This is a genomic window from Bradyrhizobium sp. STM 3566 (assembly GCF_045571445.1).
Lineage (GTDB): Bacteria > Pseudomonadota > Alphaproteobacteria > Rhizobiales > Xanthobacteraceae > Bradyrhizobium > Bradyrhizobium vignae.
This window is the reverse complement of sequence record NZ_CP120692.1, coordinates 1,224,126-1,243,118: the sequence shown is the minus strand read 5'-3', so window position 1 is coordinate 1,243,118 and position 18,993 is coordinate 1,224,126. Positions and strand designations below refer to the sequence as shown.

Annotated in this window: 17 protein-coding genes and 1 pseudogene; 13 read left to right on the top strand and 5 right to left on the bottom strand. The window is 63.9% G+C overall.

Features of this window, described 5'->3' with window-relative positions; all coding sequences use genetic code 11:
• The first annotated feature begins 35 nt into the window (after positions 1–35).
• The 3 genes from carA (at position 36) to P6U27_RS05955 (ending at position 3,145) form a co-directional block, all read left to right on the top strand.
• Positions 36–1,226 (top strand): glutamine-hydrolyzing carbamoyl-phosphate synthase small subunit, encoded by a 1,191-nt coding sequence (carA, locus tag P6U27_RS05965; RefSeq protein ID WP_122401070.1) that lies wholly within the window; start codon positions 36–38, stop codon positions 1,224–1,226.
• 103 nt (positions 1,227–1,329) lie between these two features.
• A complete protein-coding gene (locus tag P6U27_RS05960; protein ID WP_122401069.1) occupies positions 1,330–1,851 on the top strand; it encodes a cupin domain-containing protein in 522 nt (173 codons plus the stop codon).
• A gap of 322 nt (positions 1,852–2,173) precedes the next feature.
• Positions 2,174–3,145, top strand: a complete 972-nt coding sequence (locus tag P6U27_RS05955; RefSeq protein WP_122400484.1) for an IS110 family transposase — start codon at positions 2,174–2,176, stop codon at positions 3,143–3,145.
• A gap of 209 nt (positions 3,146–3,354) precedes the next feature.
• On the opposite strand, the gene P6U27_RS05950 is transcribed toward P6U27_RS05955, so the two are convergent.
• Positions 3,355–3,876: a Dps family protein gene (locus P6U27_RS05950; protein WP_122401067.1), complete on the bottom strand. Its 522-nt coding sequence runs from the start codon at positions 3,874–3,876 to the stop codon at positions 3,355–3,357.
• A gap of 114 nt (positions 3,877–3,990) precedes the next feature.
• On the opposite strand from P6U27_RS05950, the gene P6U27_RS05945 reads away from it, so the two are divergent.
• The gene (locus tag P6U27_RS05945) at positions 3,991–4,692 is read left to right on the top strand and encodes a class I SAM-dependent methyltransferase (protein ID WP_122401066.1); all 702 of its coding nucleotides are present in this window, start codon (positions 3,991–3,993) and stop codon (positions 4,690–4,692) included.
• Positions 4,693–4,955: 263 nt separating this feature from the next.
• On the opposite strand, the gene P6U27_RS05940 is transcribed toward P6U27_RS05945, so the two are convergent.
• Positions 4,956–5,333 carry a helix-turn-helix transcriptional regulator gene (locus tag P6U27_RS05940; protein WP_122401065.1) on the bottom strand — a complete coding sequence of 126 codons (378 nt, stop codon included), beginning with the start codon at positions 5,331–5,333 and terminating at the stop codon, positions 4,956–4,958.
• Between the two features lie 110 nt (positions 5,334–5,443).
• Here P6U27_RS05940 and P6U27_RS05935 point away from each other — a divergent pair, with 110 nt between their 5' ends.
• The 3 genes from P6U27_RS05935 (at position 5,444) to greA (ending at position 10,904) form a co-directional block, all read left to right on the top strand.
• Complete coding sequence (locus P6U27_RS05935; RefSeq protein ID WP_122401064.1) at positions 5,444–6,613, top strand: MFS transporter; 1,170 nt, start codon at positions 5,444–5,446, stop codon at positions 6,611–6,613.
• A 143-nt stretch (positions 6,614–6,756) separates the two neighbouring features.
• Complete coding sequence (carB, locus tag P6U27_RS05930) at positions 6,757–10,221, top strand: carbamoyl-phosphate synthase large subunit (RefSeq protein WP_129142535.1); 3,465 nt, start codon at positions 6,757–6,759, stop codon at positions 10,219–10,221.
• A 209-nt stretch (positions 10,222–10,430) separates the two neighbouring features.
• On the top strand, positions 10,431–10,904 hold the full coding sequence (gene greA / locus P6U27_RS05925; RefSeq protein WP_129142536.1) for a transcription elongation factor GreA: 474 nt from the start codon (positions 10,431–10,433) through the stop codon (positions 10,902–10,904).
• A gap of 276 nt (positions 10,905–11,180) precedes the next feature.
• On the opposite strand, the gene P6U27_RS05920 is transcribed toward greA, so the two are convergent.
• On the bottom strand, positions 11,181–11,660 hold the full coding sequence (locus P6U27_RS05920; protein ID WP_122401062.1) for an Lrp/AsnC family transcriptional regulator: 480 nt from the start codon (positions 11,658–11,660) through the stop codon (positions 11,181–11,183).
• A gap of 265 nt (positions 11,661–11,925) precedes the next feature.
• On the opposite strand from P6U27_RS05920, the gene trxB reads away from it, so the two are divergent.
• The 5 genes from trxB (at position 11,926) to P6U27_RS05895 (ending at position 15,765) form a co-directional block, all read left to right on the top strand.
• Complete coding sequence (gene trxB / locus P6U27_RS05915; protein WP_122401061.1) at positions 11,926–12,891, top strand: thioredoxin-disulfide reductase; 966 nt, start codon at positions 11,926–11,928, stop codon at positions 12,889–12,891.
• A 5-nt stretch (positions 12,892–12,896) separates the two neighbouring features.
• Entirely contained in the window at positions 12,897–13,820 is a 924-nt protein-coding gene (locus P6U27_RS05910) for a LysR family transcriptional regulator (protein ID WP_162500129.1), read from the top strand.
• A gap of 444 nt (positions 13,821–14,264) precedes the next feature.
• The gene (locus tag P6U27_RS05905; protein WP_122401059.1) at positions 14,265–15,173 is read left to right on the top strand and encodes a 4-hydroxy-tetrahydrodipicolinate synthase; all 909 of its coding nucleotides are present in this window, start codon (positions 14,265–14,267) and stop codon (positions 15,171–15,173) included.
• A gap of 159 nt (positions 15,174–15,332) precedes the next feature.
• Positions 15,333–15,488, top strand: a complete 156-nt coding sequence (locus P6U27_RS05900; protein ID WP_160118751.1) for a hypothetical protein — start codon at positions 15,333–15,335, stop codon at positions 15,486–15,488.
• Between the two features lie 130 nt (positions 15,489–15,618).
• Entirely contained in the window at positions 15,619–15,765 is a 147-nt protein-coding gene (locus P6U27_RS05895) for a hypothetical protein (protein WP_164936746.1), read from the top strand.
• Between the two features lie 184 nt (positions 15,766–15,949).
• Here the strand turns inward: P6U27_RS05895 and P6U27_RS05890 are convergent, their stop codons facing one another.
• Positions 15,950–16,627, bottom strand: coding sequence for a ParA family protein (locus P6U27_RS05890; protein WP_122401057.1), 678 nt, complete (start codon positions 16,625–16,627; stop codon positions 15,950–15,952).
• A 413-nt stretch (positions 16,628–17,040) separates the two neighbouring features.
• On the bottom strand, positions 17,041–17,382 hold the full coding sequence (locus P6U27_RS05885) for a hypothetical protein (RefSeq protein WP_407193731.1): 342 nt from the start codon (positions 17,380–17,382) through the stop codon (positions 17,041–17,043).
• A 376-nt stretch (positions 17,383–17,758) separates the two neighbouring features.
• On the opposite strand from P6U27_RS05885, the pseudogene P6U27_RS05880 reads away from it, so the two are divergent.
• Positions 17,759–18,921: pseudogene (locus tag P6U27_RS05880) on the top strand (CaiB/BaiF CoA transferase family protein).
• Positions 18,922–18,993 lie beyond the last annotated feature (72 nt).

The following is an 18,993-nucleotide window of genomic DNA, read 5'->3' as shown; positions in this document are numbered from 1 at the left end:
GACGGGCACGTCCGGGGGGCTTATGAAGCGGGCTCATGACACAACATGACAACGATCCCGCCTGGCCGGACCATAAACCGACCGCGCTCCTCGTGCTTGCCGACGGCACGGTGCTCGAGGGCTTTGGTCTCGGCGCCGAAGGCCACGCCGTCGGTGAGGTCTGCTTCAACACCGCGATGACCGGGTACGAGGAGATCCTGACCGATCCTTCCTATGCCGGACAGCTCATCACCTTCACGTTCCCGCATATCGGCAATGTCGGCACCAACGAAGACGATATCGAGACGGTTAACATGGCCGCGACGCCCGGCGCGCGCGGCGTGATCCTGCGCACCGCGATCACCGATCCCTCGAACTATCGCGCCACCAAGCATCTCGACCAATGGCTGAAGGCGCGCGGCATCATCGGCCTCTCCGGCATCGACACCCGCGCGCTGACCGCGCTGATCCGCTCCAAGGGCATGCCCAACGCCGTGATCGCGCATTCCCGGACCGGCGAGTTCGATCTGCATGGTCTTAAGGAAGAGGCGCGCGAATGGCCGGGCCTCGAGGGTATGGACCTCGTGCCGATGGTCACGAGCGGCCAGCGCTTCACCTGGGACGAGACGCCGTGGCTATGGGACAAGGGTTTTGGCCGGCAGGAGAAGCCGGAGTTCAACGTCGTCGCCATCGATTACGGCATCAAGCGCAACATCCTGCGCCTGCTCGCCGGCGTCGGCTGCAAGGTAACAGTGGTGCCGGCGACAACGTCCTCCGAAGACATCCTGGCGATGAAGCCGGACGGCGTGTTCCTGTCCAACGGTCCGGGCGATCCGGCCGCGACCGGCAAGTACGCGGTGCCAGTCATTCAGGACGTGATCAAGTCGGGCACGCCGACCTTCGGCATCTGCCTCGGCCACCAGATGCTGGGCCTCGCCGTCGGCGCTAGAACCAAGAAGATGCATCAGGGCCATCATGGCGCCAATCATCCCGTCAAAGACGAGACCACCGGCAAGGTCGAGATCACCTCGATGAACCACGGCTTCGCCGTGGACGAGACCACGCTGCCAAGGGGCGCGAGGCAGACCCACGTCTCGCTGTTCGACGGCTCCAATTGCGGCATCCAGCTCGACGGCAAGCCGGTGTTCTCGGTGCAGTACCACCCCGAAGCATCGCCCGGCCCGCGCGACTCGCATTATCTCTTCCAGCGCTTCGCCGACCTGATGCGGCAGAAGAAGAGCGCGTAAGACTCGCTACGGCTCTCGTGCCCCGGGCCGGGACACGAGGCCTGCCAAGGAACGCCCTGACAAGGTGAAATGTTGTCTTGGCACCTTGCAGCAGGAGCCTGCCATGTCCGTCCTCCGCGACAAGGCCGAGCCGCTCGCCATCGTTTTCGAGGATGACGGGCTCGTGCCGAACAACATCCTTCCGTTCCTGGTCTACCAGGACGCGGTGAAGCTCGATCCGAAGCGTCCCGAAGAGACCATCGAAAACCTGTTCGAACAGAACGGCTGGGGCGGGACATGGCGCAACGGCGTCTACGACTATCTGCACTATCACTCGACGGTTCATGAGGTGCTCGGCGTCGCGCGCGGCAGCGCCCGCGTCCGTTTCGGCGGCGATCATGGCCAGGAGCTTCAGATCAAGGCCGGTGACGTCGCGATCCTGCCCGCCGGCACCGGACACCAATGCATCAAGGCCAGCAATGATTTCTGCGTGATCGGCGCCTATCCGCCAGGCAGCAAGATGGAGATCACACGGGTTACGCCGGAGAACCATGCGAAAGCGCTGAAGACGATTCCGCAAGTCGCGCTGCCGCCCGCTGATCCCGTGACCGGGAAGGATGGCGCGCTGATGCGGTTGTGGCGATAGCTACACGCGCAGTACCGTGGTGGTCGGCAAAGCGAAGCGTGCCCACCAATCGATTTGAGCCGCGAAGGATAGATGGTGGGCACGGCGCGAAGAGCGCGCCTTTGCCCGCCCTTGTTTTAGCGCACCGGACTAGAATGGCCTCGTTCCGTGAGGAATGGCCCAGCTCGGGTGGCCGCCCGAGCTGGGCTGCCGATCGATCGGATCGATGCCCACCGAAGCCTTGAGGGCTGCCTTTCGTAGCAGGATCGCGATCGGTACTTCATCGGGACCCGGATGGTTGAACGAACTTTAGGTTCGCACACACAAGGGAGGGTCGACGAAGATGGCCAAGCGTATCACGATCTGTGCCGGGATCGATACCGGTAAACGTAAGCTCGATGTGGCACTTGATGGCAGTTTGGAGCGGCTTCAGGCCGATAACACGCCGGATGGCTATAAAGTGCTGGTGGAATGGTTGCAGCGCCACAAGGTCAAACGGGTCGGGATCGAGGCGAGCGGCGGCTATGAGCAGGCTGTCGTCGCCGAGTTGCGGCGCCAGCGGTTTGTGGTCGTCGTATTTCAGCCGGCCCAGGTGCGCGCTTATGCCGTGTTCCAGCTGCAGCGCGCCAAGAACGACAAGATCGATGCCGCGCTGATTGCGGCCTGCACCGCCGCGGTCAAGAAGATCCACGCAGCTCCGGATCCCCGCTTGCTGCCATTTGCCGAGCACCTGACGATGATCGACCAGATCACCGAGGACATTGCTCGGCTGAAGAACCGGATCGAGAGCTGCCGCAATATGCGGCTCCAGAAGCTGTGGAAGGAGGATATCGCTCGCCTGGCCAAGCGCGAGAAGGTCGAACTGAAGGCACTGGCCGCCGCAATCCGTGAGCATCGCGATCTTGCCGAGCGGCTCGACTTGATCAACAGCATCGATGGTATCGGGCTAAAGACCGCCATGGTCATTCTGGTGCGGATGCCCGAGATCGGTCAGATCACGCGCGAGCAAGCGGCCGCGCTGGCTGGCATTGCCCCTTACGATGACGACAGCGGCGATCGCACCGGCGTTCGTCACATCGCCGGCGGGCGTGAACGGCTGCGACGTGCGCTCTTTACTGCGGCGCTGCCGGCGTCATTTCGCTGGAATCCGCAGCTCATCACGCTCTATGGAAGGCTGATGGGAGCAGGCAAGGAACACAAGCGCGCATTGATCGCTTGCGCCAGAAAGCTATTAATCTTCGCCAACACAGTGGTCGCCCGCGGCACGCCTTGGCAGACAAAACCGCCCGAGATCGCGAGGGCTCCGGCTACCTGATGGCGTTTCTTTGTTCGGCCGAAGCACCGTTTCTTCGTCCCGACCTGCCGTCACAAAGACGCCGCGCGCCGCGGCCGTCAAAGGCTGGCCGTCGCCCTGGCCTCAACTCCATCTCCGCTGCCGCCAGGCCACGCCTTGAGGGCCGCAAGCACGGCGTCATGCTACCCTCAGCGATCGGGCGAATCTAATGGTTGCTACGACACCGTGCGCTACGCCGCGTTGCTGCCTTCCTGCCGGGTCGCCTCGAACAGGAACCAGGTGCGGCGCTCGGTCTCGTCGATGAAGACCTCGAGGATGCTGGCGCTGGCGACGTCGCCGGCCTCGTCGCAGACTTCGTGCGCCTTGCGCATCGCGGCTGCGACGTGCTTGTTGTCCTGCATCAGCTCGCGCAGCATCTCCCGCGGCGGGACATAGTCCTCGTTGTTGTCCTTGATGGTCTGGAGCTTTGCGACCTGGCCGATCGACTTCAGCGTGGTGCCGCCGACCTTGCGGACGCGCTCGGCAAGCTGGTCGGTGGTGGCGAAGATCTGGTCGGACTGCTCGTCGAGCAGCAAATGATAGTCGCGGAAATGCCGGCCGCTGATGTGCCAGTGGAAATTCTTGGTCTTGAGATAAAGCGCGAACGCGTCGGCCAGAAGCACGTTGAGCGCTTCCGAGACCTTCTTGACTCCTTCGGACGACAGATCGGTAGGGGTGTCGAGATCGGGCGAGACCTTGTTCGTTTTGCTCACGGGAGACCTTCCTGTTAGGACGCGGACATTGACGGCGCGCCGTCGCACCCCTAACGCAAGGCAGGCAGCGTCGGTTCCTGAGCAGGAACCATTTGGCCGGGACGTTCGAATACCATGGACGATTGGATCGATTATTACGACTCGACGCACACGATCTATGTCAGCAAGCTGCATCGCGATTTGCACTTCCAGATCATTGCGCGAGACATCATCGGCTACATCCCCTCGCCCGAGGCGACGGTGCTGGACTATGCCTGCGGCGAGGCGCTGTCGGCGAACCAGGTGGCTGCCGCCTGCGCCAAGCTGATCCTCGCCGAGCCCGCGCCCGGCGTGCGCGGCCGGCTGATCGCGCGGTTCGCCCCGAACACCAAGATCCGCGTCCGCTCGCTCGATGACGTCCGCAAGATGCAGGACAAGTCGATCGACCTCGTCGTGATGAACTCGGTCGCGCAATACATGACGCCGGAGGAGCTCGATGCCGCCCTCCTCAACATCCGCCGTATCCTGAAGCCGTCCGGCAAGCTGGTGCTTGGCGATATCCTCCAGCCCAATGTCGGCATGGTCAGGGACGTGATGGCGCTGCTCGGCTTCGGTCTGCGTCACGGCTTCCTCAAGGACGCGCTGCTCGGGCTGATCAGCACCGCACTGTCTGATTACCGTCATCTGCGCACGCGCATCGGGCTGCAGCGCTACAGCGAGGACGAGATCACCGCCAAGCTGAAGGCGGCGGGCTTCGCGGTCCAGCGCGCCCACAGCAACATCGGCCATAACCGCTGGCGCATGACCTTCATCGCGCGACCGCCTTTGATTCGTTAAGCATAACGATCGGCCGAGGTGGCCTCTCGCATTCCGATCGGTCATTATCGCCGCGGCCCGGTGGCGGAAGCGTCTACGCGGGAGCGGTGCATCGCTCTTCATCCTGGTTCAAATCCAGGCCGGGTCTCCACGCTTGCGGGGTTACGCGTGGCGCAGCCACGCAGGGGCGAAGCGTGTCCGCCGTAGCTGGAGCGGAGCAAAAGCGAAGACGGACTGCCGGCTAAACGCACGCCGGGCAAATCAGCACCCCACGAGCAACCGTCTCATTTTCGGTCACCCTCGACCAATTCGCAGCCGGACACGAGCGGAAGCCGGTCCGCATCCCTGGCCGCCGAACTGAGCACGGCATCGAGCAGGCCTGGGAAGCGCGCCTCCAGATCCTCACGTCGCAGCCGCATGAATCGATTGGTGCCCGCCACGCGCGTCTGCATCAATCCGCATTCGCGCAGCTTGGCGAAGTGGTAGGCGAGGTTCGACTTGCCACCAAGCCCGCTGAAATCGCCGCAACAGAGTTCGCTGCTGACACGTTCTTGCTGGGCAAGCTGGTAGACGATGGCGAGCCGGATCGGATCGCTCAAGCAATCCAGCACCATCGGCAGCTCGATCTGCTCGCGGGTCGGATGAAGTGGCGTGCGGCTCATGCCCGGATCATAATGAAGCGGCGACAATGTTCAATAGTTCTTGAACCAATTGACTCTCGGAACCATAACATCCAATAGTTCAATAAACCTTGAACATGGGGATTTCTCCAATGAGCGTGTTCTGGCTGGCCCTGGCGGCCTTTGCGATCGGCACTGAAGGGTTTGTCATTGCAGGACTTTTGCCGGCAATCGCCACCGACCTTTCGATTTCGGTCTCGGCCGCGGGCCAATTGGTCACCGCCTACGCCCTCACCTATGCGGTGGGCTCGCCCATCCTCGCCGTGGCGCTGAACAATATCGACCGCCGCACCGTCCTGGCCCTCGCACTGACGACCTTCATCGCCGGTAACCTCGCGGCGATGGTGGCATCCAACTACGCCCTGCTGCTGGCCTCGCGGATGCTGATGGCGCTGGGCTCGGGGCTGTGCATGCCCACGGCGCTTGCGGTGTCCGTGGCGGTTGCCGCGCCCGAACGGCGTGGCCGCGCGGTGGCGCTCGTCACCGCGGGGCTCACGGTTGCGACCGTGGTCGGCGTGCCCTTCGGCAATCTCGTCGGCAGCCTGCTCGGCTGGCGCGCGACCTTTGCCATGGTCGCCCTGATCGGCGCGGTCGCGCTCGCCGGCCTGTTGCTCGGCCTGCCTAAAGGCCTGCCGCGCAATACGGCCTCGCTCAGCGAACGGTTGGCGGTGGCGCGCCACGGTCACGTTGTGGTTGCGCTGCTGATCACGACATTGTGGGCGCTGGGCGGCTTCACAGTGTTCACCTATTTCGCGGTCCCGCTGCGCGGCCTCGGCTTCGGCGCCTCGCAAATCAGCTTGGCGCTGCTGGTGTTTGGCGGCGCGGCGGCAATCGGGAACATGCTTGGCGGCGTCCTGGCCGACCGGCTCGGCACGCTCGTGACCGCGGGCCTCGGGCTCGCCGGCATGGCGGGCGCCCTGATCCTGCATTCGCTGGTCCTGAAGCTGATGCCCGCACAGGCGCATTACGCGGTGCTCGGGGCGATCTTCCTCTGGGGGCTCTCGGGCTGGGCGTTCTATCCCGCCCAGCTCGCCAGCATCATCCGGATCGAGCCGCAGGCTTCGACGATCGCGCTCTCGCTCAACGCCTCATCCATGTATCTCGGCTTCGCCATCGGCGGAGCGCTGGGCGGCGCTGTGCTGGCCACCCTGTCGCCGACAGACCTCGGCTGGATCGGCGGATCGAGCGTTGCGGCCTCGCTTCTGGTGCACCTTGCCCGTGGCTGGCAGGCGCGGCCAAAACCGGTCAAAATTGCCGGTTGATGGGCGTTTTTCGGGGTTTCGCCGCCCCGAAAACTGGTCTAAGACCCACCCGCGCGCGAGGGAGACCACCGCGCTCTCGGCCAAAGGGACGCGCAGCAGGCGCGCCCTTTTTTTGTGCCCAAATTCCACTTCGGCGAGAGTTGATGCCCAAACGTACAGACATCACCACCATCCTGATCATCGGCGCCGGTCCCATCGTGATCGGCCAGGCCTGCGAGTTCGACTATTCGGGCACTCAGGCGGTGAAGACGCTGAAGGAAGAGGGCTATCGCATCGTCCTCGTCAATTCCAACCCGGCCACCATCATGACCGACCCGGAGCTGGCCGATGCGACCTATATCGAGCCGATCACGCCCGAGATCGTCGCCAAGATCATCGAGAAGGAACGTCACGTCATTCCCGGCGGCTTCGCGCTGCTGCCGACCATGGGCGGCCAGACCGCGCTGAACTGCGCGCTGTCGCTGCGCCGGCAGGGCACGCTGGAGAAGTTCGACGTCGAGATGATCGGCGCCACCGCCGATGCCATCGACAAGGCCGAAGACCGCCAGCTGTTCCGCAACGCCATGGAGAAGATCGGGCTGCAGACGCCGAAGTCGCGGCTCGCCAACGCCTCCGAGCTGAAGAAGTCGTTCCGCGACAAATATCTCGCCGAACGCGAGAAACTGTCGGGCGCGGCGCTCGAAGAGCTCGACCGGCAATGGACTCTCGGCGAAGGCGACCGCCGCAAGCGCTATCAGGAGTACGCGCTTGGGCAGGCGATGATGGCGCTATCCGAGATCGGCCTGCCCGCGATCATCCGCCCGTCCTTCACCATGGGCGGCACCGGCGGCGGCATCGCCTACAACAAGGAAGAGTTCCTCGACATCATCGAGCGCGGTCTCGATGCGTCTCCGACCAACGAAGTGCTGATCGAGGAATCCGTGCTCGGCTGGAAAGAGTACGAGATGGAGGTGGTGCGCGACAAGAACGACAATTGCATCATCGTCTGCTCGATCGAGAACCTCGATCCGATGGGCGTGCACACCGGCGACTCCATCACGGTGGCGCCGGCGCTGACGCTGACCGACAAGGAATACCAGATCATGCGCGACGCCTCGATCGCGGTGCTGCGCGAGATCGGGGTCGAGACCGGCGGCTCCAACGTGCAGTTCGGCGTCAATCCCGAAGATGGCCGCATGGTCGTTATCGAGATGAATCCGCGCGTGTCGCGCTCGTCCGCGCTGGCCTCGAAGGCCACCGGCTTTCCGATCGCAAAGGTCGCCGCCAAGCTCGCGGTCGGCTACACGCTCGATGAGATCGCCAACGACATCACCGGCGGCGCCACGCCGGCCTCGTTCGAGCCGACGATCGATTACGTCGTCACCAAGGTGCCGCGCTTCGCCTTCGAGAAATTCCCGGGCGCCTCGGCCACGCTGACCACGTCGATGAAGTCGGTCGGCGAAGTCATGGCGATCGGCCGCACTTTCCAGGAAAGCCTGCAGAAGGCGCTGCGCGGGCTCGAGACCGGATTGACCGGCCTCGACGAGATCGAGATCGAGGGCCTCGGCCGCGACGACGACAAGAATGCGATCCGCGCCGCGCTCGGCACGCCGACGCCGAACCGCATTCTTCAGGTCGCCCAGGCCATGCGGCTCGGCTGGTCGAACGAAGACATCTTCAACTCCTGCAAGATCGATCCGTGGTTCCTCGGCGAGATGCGCGGCATCGTCGACATGGAGGAGAAGGTCAGGAAGAACGGCCTGCCCGGCAACGCCTTCGGCATGCGCACGCTGAAGGCCATGGGCTTCTCCGACGCGCGGCTCGCCGTGCTCGCCGAGACGACAGAGGCCGAGGTCAAGGCGAAGCGCCATGCGCTCGGCGTTCGCCCCGTCTACAAGCGCATCGATACCTGCGCGGCCGAGTTCGCCTCGCCGACCGCCTACATGTACTCGACCTACGAGGCGCCGTTTGCGGGAGCACTGGCGGACGAGAGCACGCCATCCGACAAGAAGAAGGTCATCATTCTCGGCGGCGGGCCGAACCGCATCGGCCAGGGCATCGAGTTCGACTATTGCTGCTGTCATGCCTGCTTCGCCCTGCACGATGCCGGCTACGAATCCATCATGGTCAACTGCAACCCGGAGACGGTGTCGACCGACTACGATACGGCTGACCGGCTCTATTTCGAGCCGCTCACCTCCGAGGATGTGCTCGAGATCATCGCGACGGAGCGCAGCAAGGGCACGCTACACGGCGTCATCGTGCAGTTCGGCGGTCAGACCCCGCTGAAGCTGGCGCACGCGCTGGAAGCCGCCGAAGTGCCGATCCTCGGCACCTCGCCGGACGCCATCGACCTTGCCGAGGACCGCGACCGCTTCAAGCGCGTGCTCGACAAGCTCAGGCTCAAGCAGCCGAAGAACGGCATCGCCTATTCGGTCGAGCAGGCTCGCCTCGTCTCCGCCGATCTCGGCCTGCCGCTCGTGGTGCGCCCGTCCTACGTGCTCGGCGGCCGCGCCATGCAGATCATCCGCGAGGAGAACCAGCTCAACGACTATCTGCTCGGCACGCTGCCGGAGCTGGTGCCGGCCGACGTCAAGGCGCGCTATCCGAACGACAAGACCGGGCAGATCAACACCGTGCTCGGCAAGAACCCGCTGCTGTTCGATCGTTATCTGTCTGATGCAACCGAAGTCGACGTCGACTGCCTCTGCGACGGCAGGGACACGTTCATCGTCGGCATCATGGAGCACATCGAGGAAGCCGGCATCCATTCCGGCGATAGCGCCTGCTCGCTTCCGCCGCACTCGCTCGATGCGAAGATGATCGAAGAGCTGGAGCGGCAGACTCGCGAGCTCGCGCTCGGCCTCGACGTCATTGGCCTGATGAACGTGCAATACGCCATCAAGGACGGCGAGATCTACGTGCTCGAGGTCAATCCGCGCGCTTCGCGCACCGTGCCGTTCGTGGCCAAGGTGATCGGCATGCCGGTCGCCAAGATCGCCGCGCGCATCATGGCGGGCGAGAAGCTCGCCGACTTCAAGCTGAAGAAGGCGGCGCTCAAGCACGTCGGCGTCAAGGAATCGGTATTTCCGTTCGCCCGGTTCCCCGGCGTCGATACCGTGCTCGGCCCCGAGATGCGCTCGACCGGCGAGGTCATGGGCATCGACCGCTCGTTCGCGGTCGCCTTCGCCAAGAGCCAACTCGGCGGCGGCACCAGGGTGCCGCGCAAGGGCACGGTGTTCGTCTCGGTGCGCGAAAGCGACAAGACGCGCATCGCCGACGCCGTTCGCGAATTGCACTCGCTCGGCTTCAAGGTGCTGGCGACGTCGGGCACCGCGCGCTTCCTGACCGACCAGGGCATTCCGACCGAGAAGGTGAACAAGGTGCTGGAGGGGCGGCCGCACATCGTCGATGCCATCACCAATGGCGACGTCCAGCTCGTCTTCAACACCACCGAAGGCCCGCAGGCGCTGGCGGACAGCCGTTCGCTGCGGCGCGCGGCCCTCTTGCATAAAGTGCCATATTACACCACTCTTTCCGGGGCCGTGGCGGCCGCGCAGGGCATCCGCGCCTATCTGGGCGGGGACCTTGAGGTTCGTACCCTGCAGAGCTACTTTTCGGAAACCTGATCGCGAGCGGCGGCGAACCCGCCGCTAAGTGATTGGCAATGAAGCTACAATGGCCGGAGGAACCGTCCGGCCATGTGGTTGTTCTGTTCCGGCGCCAGACCACATGAGAGATCCCGGCGGGCGCGTGTTCAGCCCCGGGAATACCGACGAATCAAGGTTGCCGCGCCCCGCATCTTTCCGGGGCGCGCAGCTGAAGGACGAGAGAAGAGATGGAAAAGGTTCCGATGACCCAGGCCGGCTTTGTCGCGCTCGGGGAAGAATTGAAGCACCGCCAGTCCGTGGACCGTCCGCGGATCATCGAGCACATCGCCGAGGCGCGCTCGCACGGAGACCTGTCGGAGAACGCGGAGTATCATGCCGCGAAGGAAGAGCAGTCCCACAATGAGGGCCGCATCGCCGAGCTCGAGGACAAGCTTGCGCGCGCCGACATCATCGACATCTCGAAACTGTCCGGCGACACCATCAAGTTCGGCGCCACCGTGACGCTGGTCGATGAGGACACCGAGAAGAAGACGGTGTGGCAGATCGTCGGCGAGGTCGAGGCCGACGCCAAGAAGGGCCGCATCTCCATCACCTCGCCGCTCGCGCGCGCACTGATCGGCAAGAAGAAGGGCGCTTCCGTCGAGGTCAATACGCCCGGCGGCGCCAAGGCCTACGAGATCACCAAGGTGGAGTGGCGGTAAGCATTTGCCGCCACCGTGTAATGATGTTTCGAAAAGGCCGCGCGTGGCGCGGCCTTTTTGTTTTTGCGTGTTGTTGGCATGGGTGAACGCTGGCTCTCGCCATCCGACATTGTGCGGGCGCAGCGAAGCAAATCCAGACTGCCGCTGCGGAAAGACTCTGGATTGTTTCGCTGCGCTCGCACTGTCGATGTGGAAGCAGCGGACCCAACTCCATCACCGTCACTCTGAGGTGCCCGCCTCTTCGGCGAGCCTCATCAGGATGACGGAATGAGCGATCTACCTCCGCCCCTTCACCTCCAGCGGCACCGCCGCCTCGTATTTCGAATTGTGCAGTACCAGCGAGGTGCGCACGTTGCGCACATGGGGCGCTGCAGTGAGGTGGGTGACGAAATCCTGGAAGGTCGCCATGTCGGGGGCGACGCATTTCAGGATGAAATCGACCTCGCCCGACAGCATCCAGCATTCCCGCACCAGGGGCTCGGCGCGGACGAACTCCTCGAACGCGCGCAAATCGGCCTCGGCCTGGCTGGACAGGTGCACGGCCGCGAACACGGTGACGTCGAAGCCGAGCTTGCGGGCATCCAAAAGGCCCCGATAGCCGTGGATGTAGCCCTCCTCCTCCAGCGCGCGGACGCGGCGCAGGCAGGGGGGCGGCGAGATGCCGACGCGCTTGGCCAGCTCGACATTCGTGATTCGACCGTCGGCCTGAATCTCGGCGAGAATTTTCAGGTCGATCTCGTCTAGGTTCCGCGACACGTGATTGGAACTCCTGCCCCTTACGGGGTATTGGGTGATTTGTCGAAATCCTCATAGCCCAGTCCGCACTGTCGACGCAATTTTATTGCGCGCGCGGCCCGATCGGCTTTTGTTCCCTGTTGGAAAAATCCGCCGTGAGGGAATGCAATTCTTGCATGGCTCATCAGAAAGCTTAGATTGGCTCTGATATTTCAGCGCCTCCGCGAGGCCTCCCGGCACGTTCCGCGCCCGCGCTGCAAATCCCCCGTGAAAGGCGTCCATCGAAATGTCCGCTCCTGTTCATGCAAAGGTCGTCATTATTGGCTCTGGCCCCGCCGGCTACACCGCCGCGATCTACGCCGCGCGCGCGATGCTCGAGCCGATCCTGATCCAGGGCATCCAGCCCGGCGGCCAGCTCACCATCACCACGGACGTCGAGAACTATCCGGGCTTCGCCGACGTGATCCAGGGCCCCTGGCTGATGGAGCAGATGGAGAAGCAGGCGGTCCATGTCGGCACCAAGATCGTCACCGACCTGGTCACCAAGCTGGAGACTGCGCAACGGCCGTTCCGTCTCACCTGCGACAGCGGCGACGTCTATCTCGCCGACACCGTGATCCTCGCCACGGGAGCGCAAGCACGCTGGCTTGGGCTGCCCTCCGAAGCGAAGTTCCAGGGCGGCGGCGTGTCGGCCTGCGCCACCTGCGACGGCTTCTTCTACCGTGGCAAGGAAGTCATCGTGGTCGGCGGCGGCAACACCGCGGTCGAGGAAGCCCTGTACCTCACCAACCATGCTTCGCAGGTCACCATCGTGCATCGTCGCGATCACTTCCGTGCCGAGCGCATCCTGCAGGAACGCCTGTTCAAGCATCCGAAGATCAAGGTGATCTGGGACTCCGCCGTCGACGAGATCTGCGGCACCGAGAACCCCAACAAAGTCACCCATGTCCGGCTCAAGAACGTCAGGACCGGCGCGCTCACGAACGTGAAGGCCGACGGCATCTTCATCGCCATCGGCCACGCACCGGCAACCGAGCTCGTCAAGGGCCAGGTCAAGCTCAAACCGTCGGGCTATGTCGAGGTCGCCCCGAACTCGACCGCCACGTCGGTGCCCGGCTTGTTTGCCGCCGGCGACGTCGCCGACGAGACCTATCGCCAGGCCGTGACGGCCGCCGGCCTCGGCTGCATGGCCGCACTCGAAGCCGAACGTTTCTTGGCCCTTCGCGCCAGCGAGCGCGCGGCAGCGGAATGAAGATCATGCCTCGAACACGCGACGGATTCACGGATATGGACTGGGACAAGCTGAAGGTGTTTCACGCGGCGGCGGAAGCGGGCAGCTTCACGCATGCTGGCGAGCAGCTTGGTCTGTCGCAATCGGCGGTCTCCCGCCAGGTCTCGGCGCTGGAGCAGGAGCTTTCGGTCTCGCTGTTTCACCGCCACGCCCGCGGCCTGATCCTCACCGAACAGGGCGACCTCTTGTTCCGCACCGCGCACGACGTGTTCATGCAGCTGCAGGCGGCGCGCGCCAAGCTGACCGACAGCCGCGAGCGGCCGAGCGGCGACCTCAAGATCACCACCACGCCCGGCGTCGGCATCAACTGGCTGATCCCGCGGCTCGGCGAGTTCACCGCGCTCTATCCGGAGATCCGGATCTCGTTGATCGTCACCGACGAGGAGCTCGATCTATCGATGCGCGAGGCCGACGTCGCGATCCGCACCCGCAAGCCGACGCAGCCCGATCTCATCCAGCGCAAGCTGTTCGCAATGGGCTTTCACGCCTATTGCTCGCCGGAATACATCAAGCGCTTCGGCACGCCACGCACGCTGGAGGAGCTCGACTCCCACCGCATCATCACGCTTGCCGACGGCAACTTCGCGCCGCATCTGCAGAACCGCAACTGGCTGATCGAAGCCGGTCGCAACGGGTCGGGTCCGCGCGAAGCCTATTTCAAGGTCAACAACATCCTCGGACTCGTGCGCGCCTGCCAGCAGGGACTCGGCATCGCCGCCCTGCCCGACTACCTCGTCGAGGAGCAGAGCAAGCTCGTGCAGCTATTCGGCGAGTCGGATTCGATCCAGCTCGACACTTACTTCGTCTATCCCGAGGAGTTGAAGACGGTCGCGCGCGTGCAGGTGTTCCGCGACTTCGTGGTGAGCAAGGCACAGCGCTGGCCGTCCTGATTTCCGCATGACTGACATGCGGCCTCGGCTGTTGCTGCATGGCGCTTGGCAAGCCCATAATGTTTGCACGCTGAGCCTTCGCGTTGCGCATTTGTCCCCCTCCTCCAGTGGCGCGGGAGTTCAGTAATCCCTCTTGGAAGGTGATTGTGTCGGCCTCACGTGGCCAATACCTAAGCCGGGCCCTCGGGTCCGGCTTTTTTTCGTCAAAATGTGGCTTCGCGCTCCGCGTGTATTGACAGTTCCAGGCATACCCCGCATCATTTGCAAATGATCACGAAGTCGTGCGCAGTCATCTCGAAAAAAGGCCCCCATCCCGGGGCCTCGGATTTCTGCGCGCACTAGGCTGACGTCGTCATTGCGAACAAATCCCGAAAACCCCGCCGCCTGGACGGGGTTTTTTCATGTGCCTCCGTCTCAGGCTTTTTCCCGAGAAGGAGATGGAACATGACCGGACTACGAGATCATTTGCATGGGCTATGGCTGCCGCTGGTGACGCCGTTTCAGGGCGGCGCACTGGACGACAGGTCACTGCGGCGACTGACGCGGCATTACGGCGGACAGGCCGTTGACGGCTTCATCCTGGGGGCGACCTCCGGCGAAGGCATGACACTGCGCGGCGCCGAGTTCGAACGTCTCGTCGCCGTGGTGCGCGACGAGATGGCGGCCGGCGGCCGCAGCCTGCCGATCTGCCTCGGGCTCTCGGGCGCGGACACCTCGCGGCTGCAGGAGCGCCTCGACGAGACCGCGGACTGGCCGATCGATGGTTACCTGATCGCCAGCCCCTATTACGTGCGGCCGTCGCAGCGCGGGCTGCTGGCGCATTTCGAGGCGCTCGCCGACCACGCTGCATGGCCGATCGCGCTCTACAACATCCCCTATCGCTGCGCGGTCAACATCACCAACCAGACCATGCTGCGGCTCGCCGAGCACAAGAACATCGTCGGCTTGAAGGATTGCGGCGCCAGCCGCGAGCAGTCGATCGCGCTGCTGCGCGACCGGCCGAAGGACTTTCGTGTGCTCACCGGCGAGGACGCCAACTATCTCGAGGCGCTCATTGACGGCGCCGACGGCGGCATCCTGCTGTCGGCCCATGTCGAGACCGCGATATTTGCAGCCGTGTATGCCGAGCTGAAGCGCGGCAACCACGATGCGGCGCAGGCGCGCTGGCACGAGGTCGCCGAGCTGACGCGGCTGTTGTTCACCGAGCCGAGCCCCGCGCCGGCGAAGTACTGGCTGTGGCGCAGCGGCCTGATCGACAGCCCCGAAGTGCGCCTGCCGATGGTGGAAGTGAGCAGCGAGCTCGCGGCGGCGATCGATCGCGAAATCGAGCGACGGAGGAAAGTCGCGGCGTAGCGGCTTCCATCCCCTTCCCTGGAGGGCCCCTCCAGGGAAGGGTAAGAGGCGACCGTGGTTAACAGCATCCCAACCGCATTCGCAGCCGCCGCATCGCGCATCCACGGCTCGTTTACGCAATCGGGCCTATCGTCTCCGCAAAGGACCTCGGAGAGGGGAATGATCATGGGGCATCGCATCCGGCCGACGGCCGCGCGGCAATTCGCGCCGGCCGATCTCTTGCAGGGCATTCTGATGGTGTCGTCATTCGGGTTCTGGGCGGTGATGCTCGGCCTGATACCGGTGCTGCTGTTTCGCGTCTGGCTGATCGGCTGACGCGAGCGGGCGCGGGATGGTTAACCCGTGGGTCACGGCCGTGCTCAAATGCGCTGGTCGCAGCGACCCGGAATGTTAAAACATCCCGGCTAGCGTGGACGCCATAAGCGAAGAAATCGCGGAGGCGTTTGTGAATAGTCATAATGAACTGGCGTCGCATTGCGACGCTGGACAGCAGGGCTTTACCACCGAGGACATTCTCTGGGCGACCGGCATCTGGTCGGTGATCCTCACCTTGTCGCCGGTGATCGTGTTCTACATGCTGTTGGTGGCGTAAGATTCATTTCGTCATTTCCGGATGGCGCGATAGCGCCAGACCGCAGGTGCACAATTGCGCACCGGGGAATCTCGAGATTCCGGCTTCGCCCTTCGGGTGCTCCGAAATGACAGGTGAAGGCAGAAACGCAAAACGCGCGGCTCGACCCGCGCGTTTTTCGTATCCACGAAATGACCAATGAAAATTAAGCGGCCTGCTTGTGCATTGCGCCGGACGCCGACGCCGTGCCGCGAATAGCCTTCACCGAACGCTCGATCGCCGCCCAAAGCCTTGCGATTTCCTGAGCCGCACGGCTCTCGGCCTGATACTCGCGCGCGCCTTCGCCGTGGCTGAGCGCCATCAGCAAATCCGAACGGTTGGTGATCTGGCCGCCCCACACCGGAGCGCGGAATTTCGCCAGCGCTTCGCGGGCGATGGTGACGATCGGGCTTTCGACCTCGTCACGGCGCGCCGGCGCACCGTTGAGCACGACCGCGTAGGGCTTGCGCGCGGCGCGGCACATCTGGATGGTTTCCTGCACCGCGTTGACGTCGAACACGCCGGGACGCGCCGGAATGATCACCATCGTCGCGTTACGGATCGCGTCGTCGACGACGGCCGACAGGTTCGGCGGCGTGTCGATCAACACCCATTCATAACCGTCGCGCTTGGCAGCGGAGACGATGCCGCTGACGGAGTTCACGGCAGCCTTGATCGGCGGCTCGTTGGTGCCACGCAGCTTGTGCCACAGCGTGAGCGAGCCCTGCGGATCTGCGTCCACCAGCATGACCTGCTTGCTCGCCTTGATCTGCGCGGCGAGATGTGCAGCCAGGGTACTCTTGCCCGAGCCGCCTTTACGCGATGCAAAAACAATTACGTTCATACCTTCGGCCTCCAGATTGACCCCAGGCCGCGAAAATGAATCAGCGCAGTGATTCGCGAAAGAAAAATGTATCGAGGGTTGCGTTGGCGCCACGAAATAACGAGGCGTGTTGGCTTTTGAGTCACACTGCTTGCTGTGACGTCACACACAAACTGCTGCAAAACGCTTCGCGCGCGGGCAAGCGTGCGTTTCTTGAGCAGCGGACGGGACAACACAACCTTGCCGCGCAAACCTCGGGGCGGCTCTTTTCCGTCAGAGGCGCCCGTAATGGCCGCAAGCCTGTGCGGCGACGCGCGAACAAAACGAGTCCGCTGTCGCGAAGCTGATGTCACGGCCGGAGCGAGCCGGATATGCGATGGCGCGGTTCCCAGGCCTGTCGGGTTTCAAAACAGGCACGCGCTTCGCTCGGGATTTTAGCCTTCGCTGGATTTCTTCTTCTTCGAGGCCGGTTTGGTCTTCTTCGCGGTCCTCGGCGCGATGTGGGTCGGCTTGCCGGCGCGCAACTCGCGCGGCTCGGGGCCGGCGCGGAAGAACACCCGGCATTGCGGCGAGAGCTGCGCCTTCTTCTTGATCATGCAGGCGGTGATGGCATCGACGTTCGGAACGAACTCGCTGCACAGCCGCATCGCATCCGGCGTGCAGGCCTGCTGCTGCTCCTGGGTGTAGGCGAAACCTGAGCGCGGCAGCGCCAGGACGGCCAAGGCAAGCGAGAGGCTCGCAATGGCCAATGACTTCTTCAAGCGAAATGCCGGCATCGATCCCCCCCACATGACGAGTCAGTGCGAATAGTGGGTGAACGGCGGTTCATTGGCAACCGAGGGGAGACGCGAAAGCCGGCACGTGTGCGGTCTCGGCAACAGGGACGCCGCGGCGTACCGGATCCCCCGCTTTCGCGGGAGATGACACCTGAGGGTGGGGACAGGCCGTTCAAGACAAAACTGCGAAAACAACCCCATGCACAGTAGCCAAGTCATGGCAATCCTTACGCATTTCATGCCTTAGGATTTTGCGAAGTCGAGTTTGACTCGTCGGGCAAAACAGGAGCATGATGGCAGCATCAAAGAATGCGCGTGGGTGGTCGGCTTGTCTCCTGCGCTGATCAAGAGCTTGAGCGGGAGTGGAGGCGATCGCATGGAGGGGAATGAGGCGGAGCTGCCGCTGTCGGGCGTGACGGTGGTCTCGCTGGAGCAGGCGATCGCAGCGCCGCTGGCCAGCCGGCATCTGGCGGATTGGGGCGCACGGGTGATCAAGATCGAGCGGCCGGGCGGCGGCGATTTCTGCCGGGACTACGATCATGTGATGAACGGCATGTCGAGCCAGTTCGTCTGGACCAATCGTTCCAAGCAAAGCCTCGCCATCGACATCAAGAGCGAGAGCGGCCGCAAGGTGCTCGACGCCCTGCTGCCGCGGGCGGATGTGTTCATCCAGAATCTCGCGCCTGGTGCTGCGGAGCGGCTCGACCTCGATGCCGCATCGCTCGTGCGAAGATTTCCGCGCCTCATCGCCTGCGACGTCTCGGGCTATGGCAGCGGCGGCCCCTACAGCAACAAGAAGGCCTATGATCTGCTGGTCCAGTGCGAGGCCGGCGTGCTCGCCGTCAACGGCACCGAGGCGGAGCCGGCCAAGGTGGGGCTTTCCGTGGTCGATATCGCCACGGGGATGTACATTCTCAACGGCGTGCTGATGGCGCTGTATCGCCGGGAGCGAACCGGCAAGGGCACGGCCTTCCAGGCCTCGCTGTTCGATTCCATCACGGACTGGATGAGCTATCCCGCCTTCTACACGATGAGTACCGGCCGGCCGCTGCCGCGCACCGGCGCGAAGCATGCGACGATCGCGCCCTACGGCCCGTTCCGCGTGGGTGACGGCACCACGATCTTCTTCGGCATCCAGAACGACCGGGAATGGCGGTCGCTGTGCCGGTGCTTGGCGACGCCGGCTTCGCCGACCATCCGAGCTTCCGCACCAATCCGCTGCGCATGCAGAACCGCGACGATCTGCAGGCGCATATCGAGCAGCGTTTTGCCGCGATGACCAGCGAGGAGGTGCTGCGGCTGCTCGATGAAGCCGCGATCGCCAACGCGCATCTGAACTCGGTCGAGGCCTTCCTGCAGCATGAGCAACTCCATGCGCGCTCGCGGGTGCAGAGCGTGGGATCGCCCTGCGGGCCGGTGATGAGCTTCCTGCCCGCCCTCACCATTCCCGACGTAGCGCCGCGGATGGACCCGGTGCCTGATGTCGGTCAGCACAACGAAGCCATCCTCAGCGAGCTCGGTCTCGCAAAGGAAACGTGACGATGGTCTCGCTGCGACCAACGCGGGCGTACCTGGCCGTCCCCGCGCACCGCTCCCGTCTCGTCGCCAAAG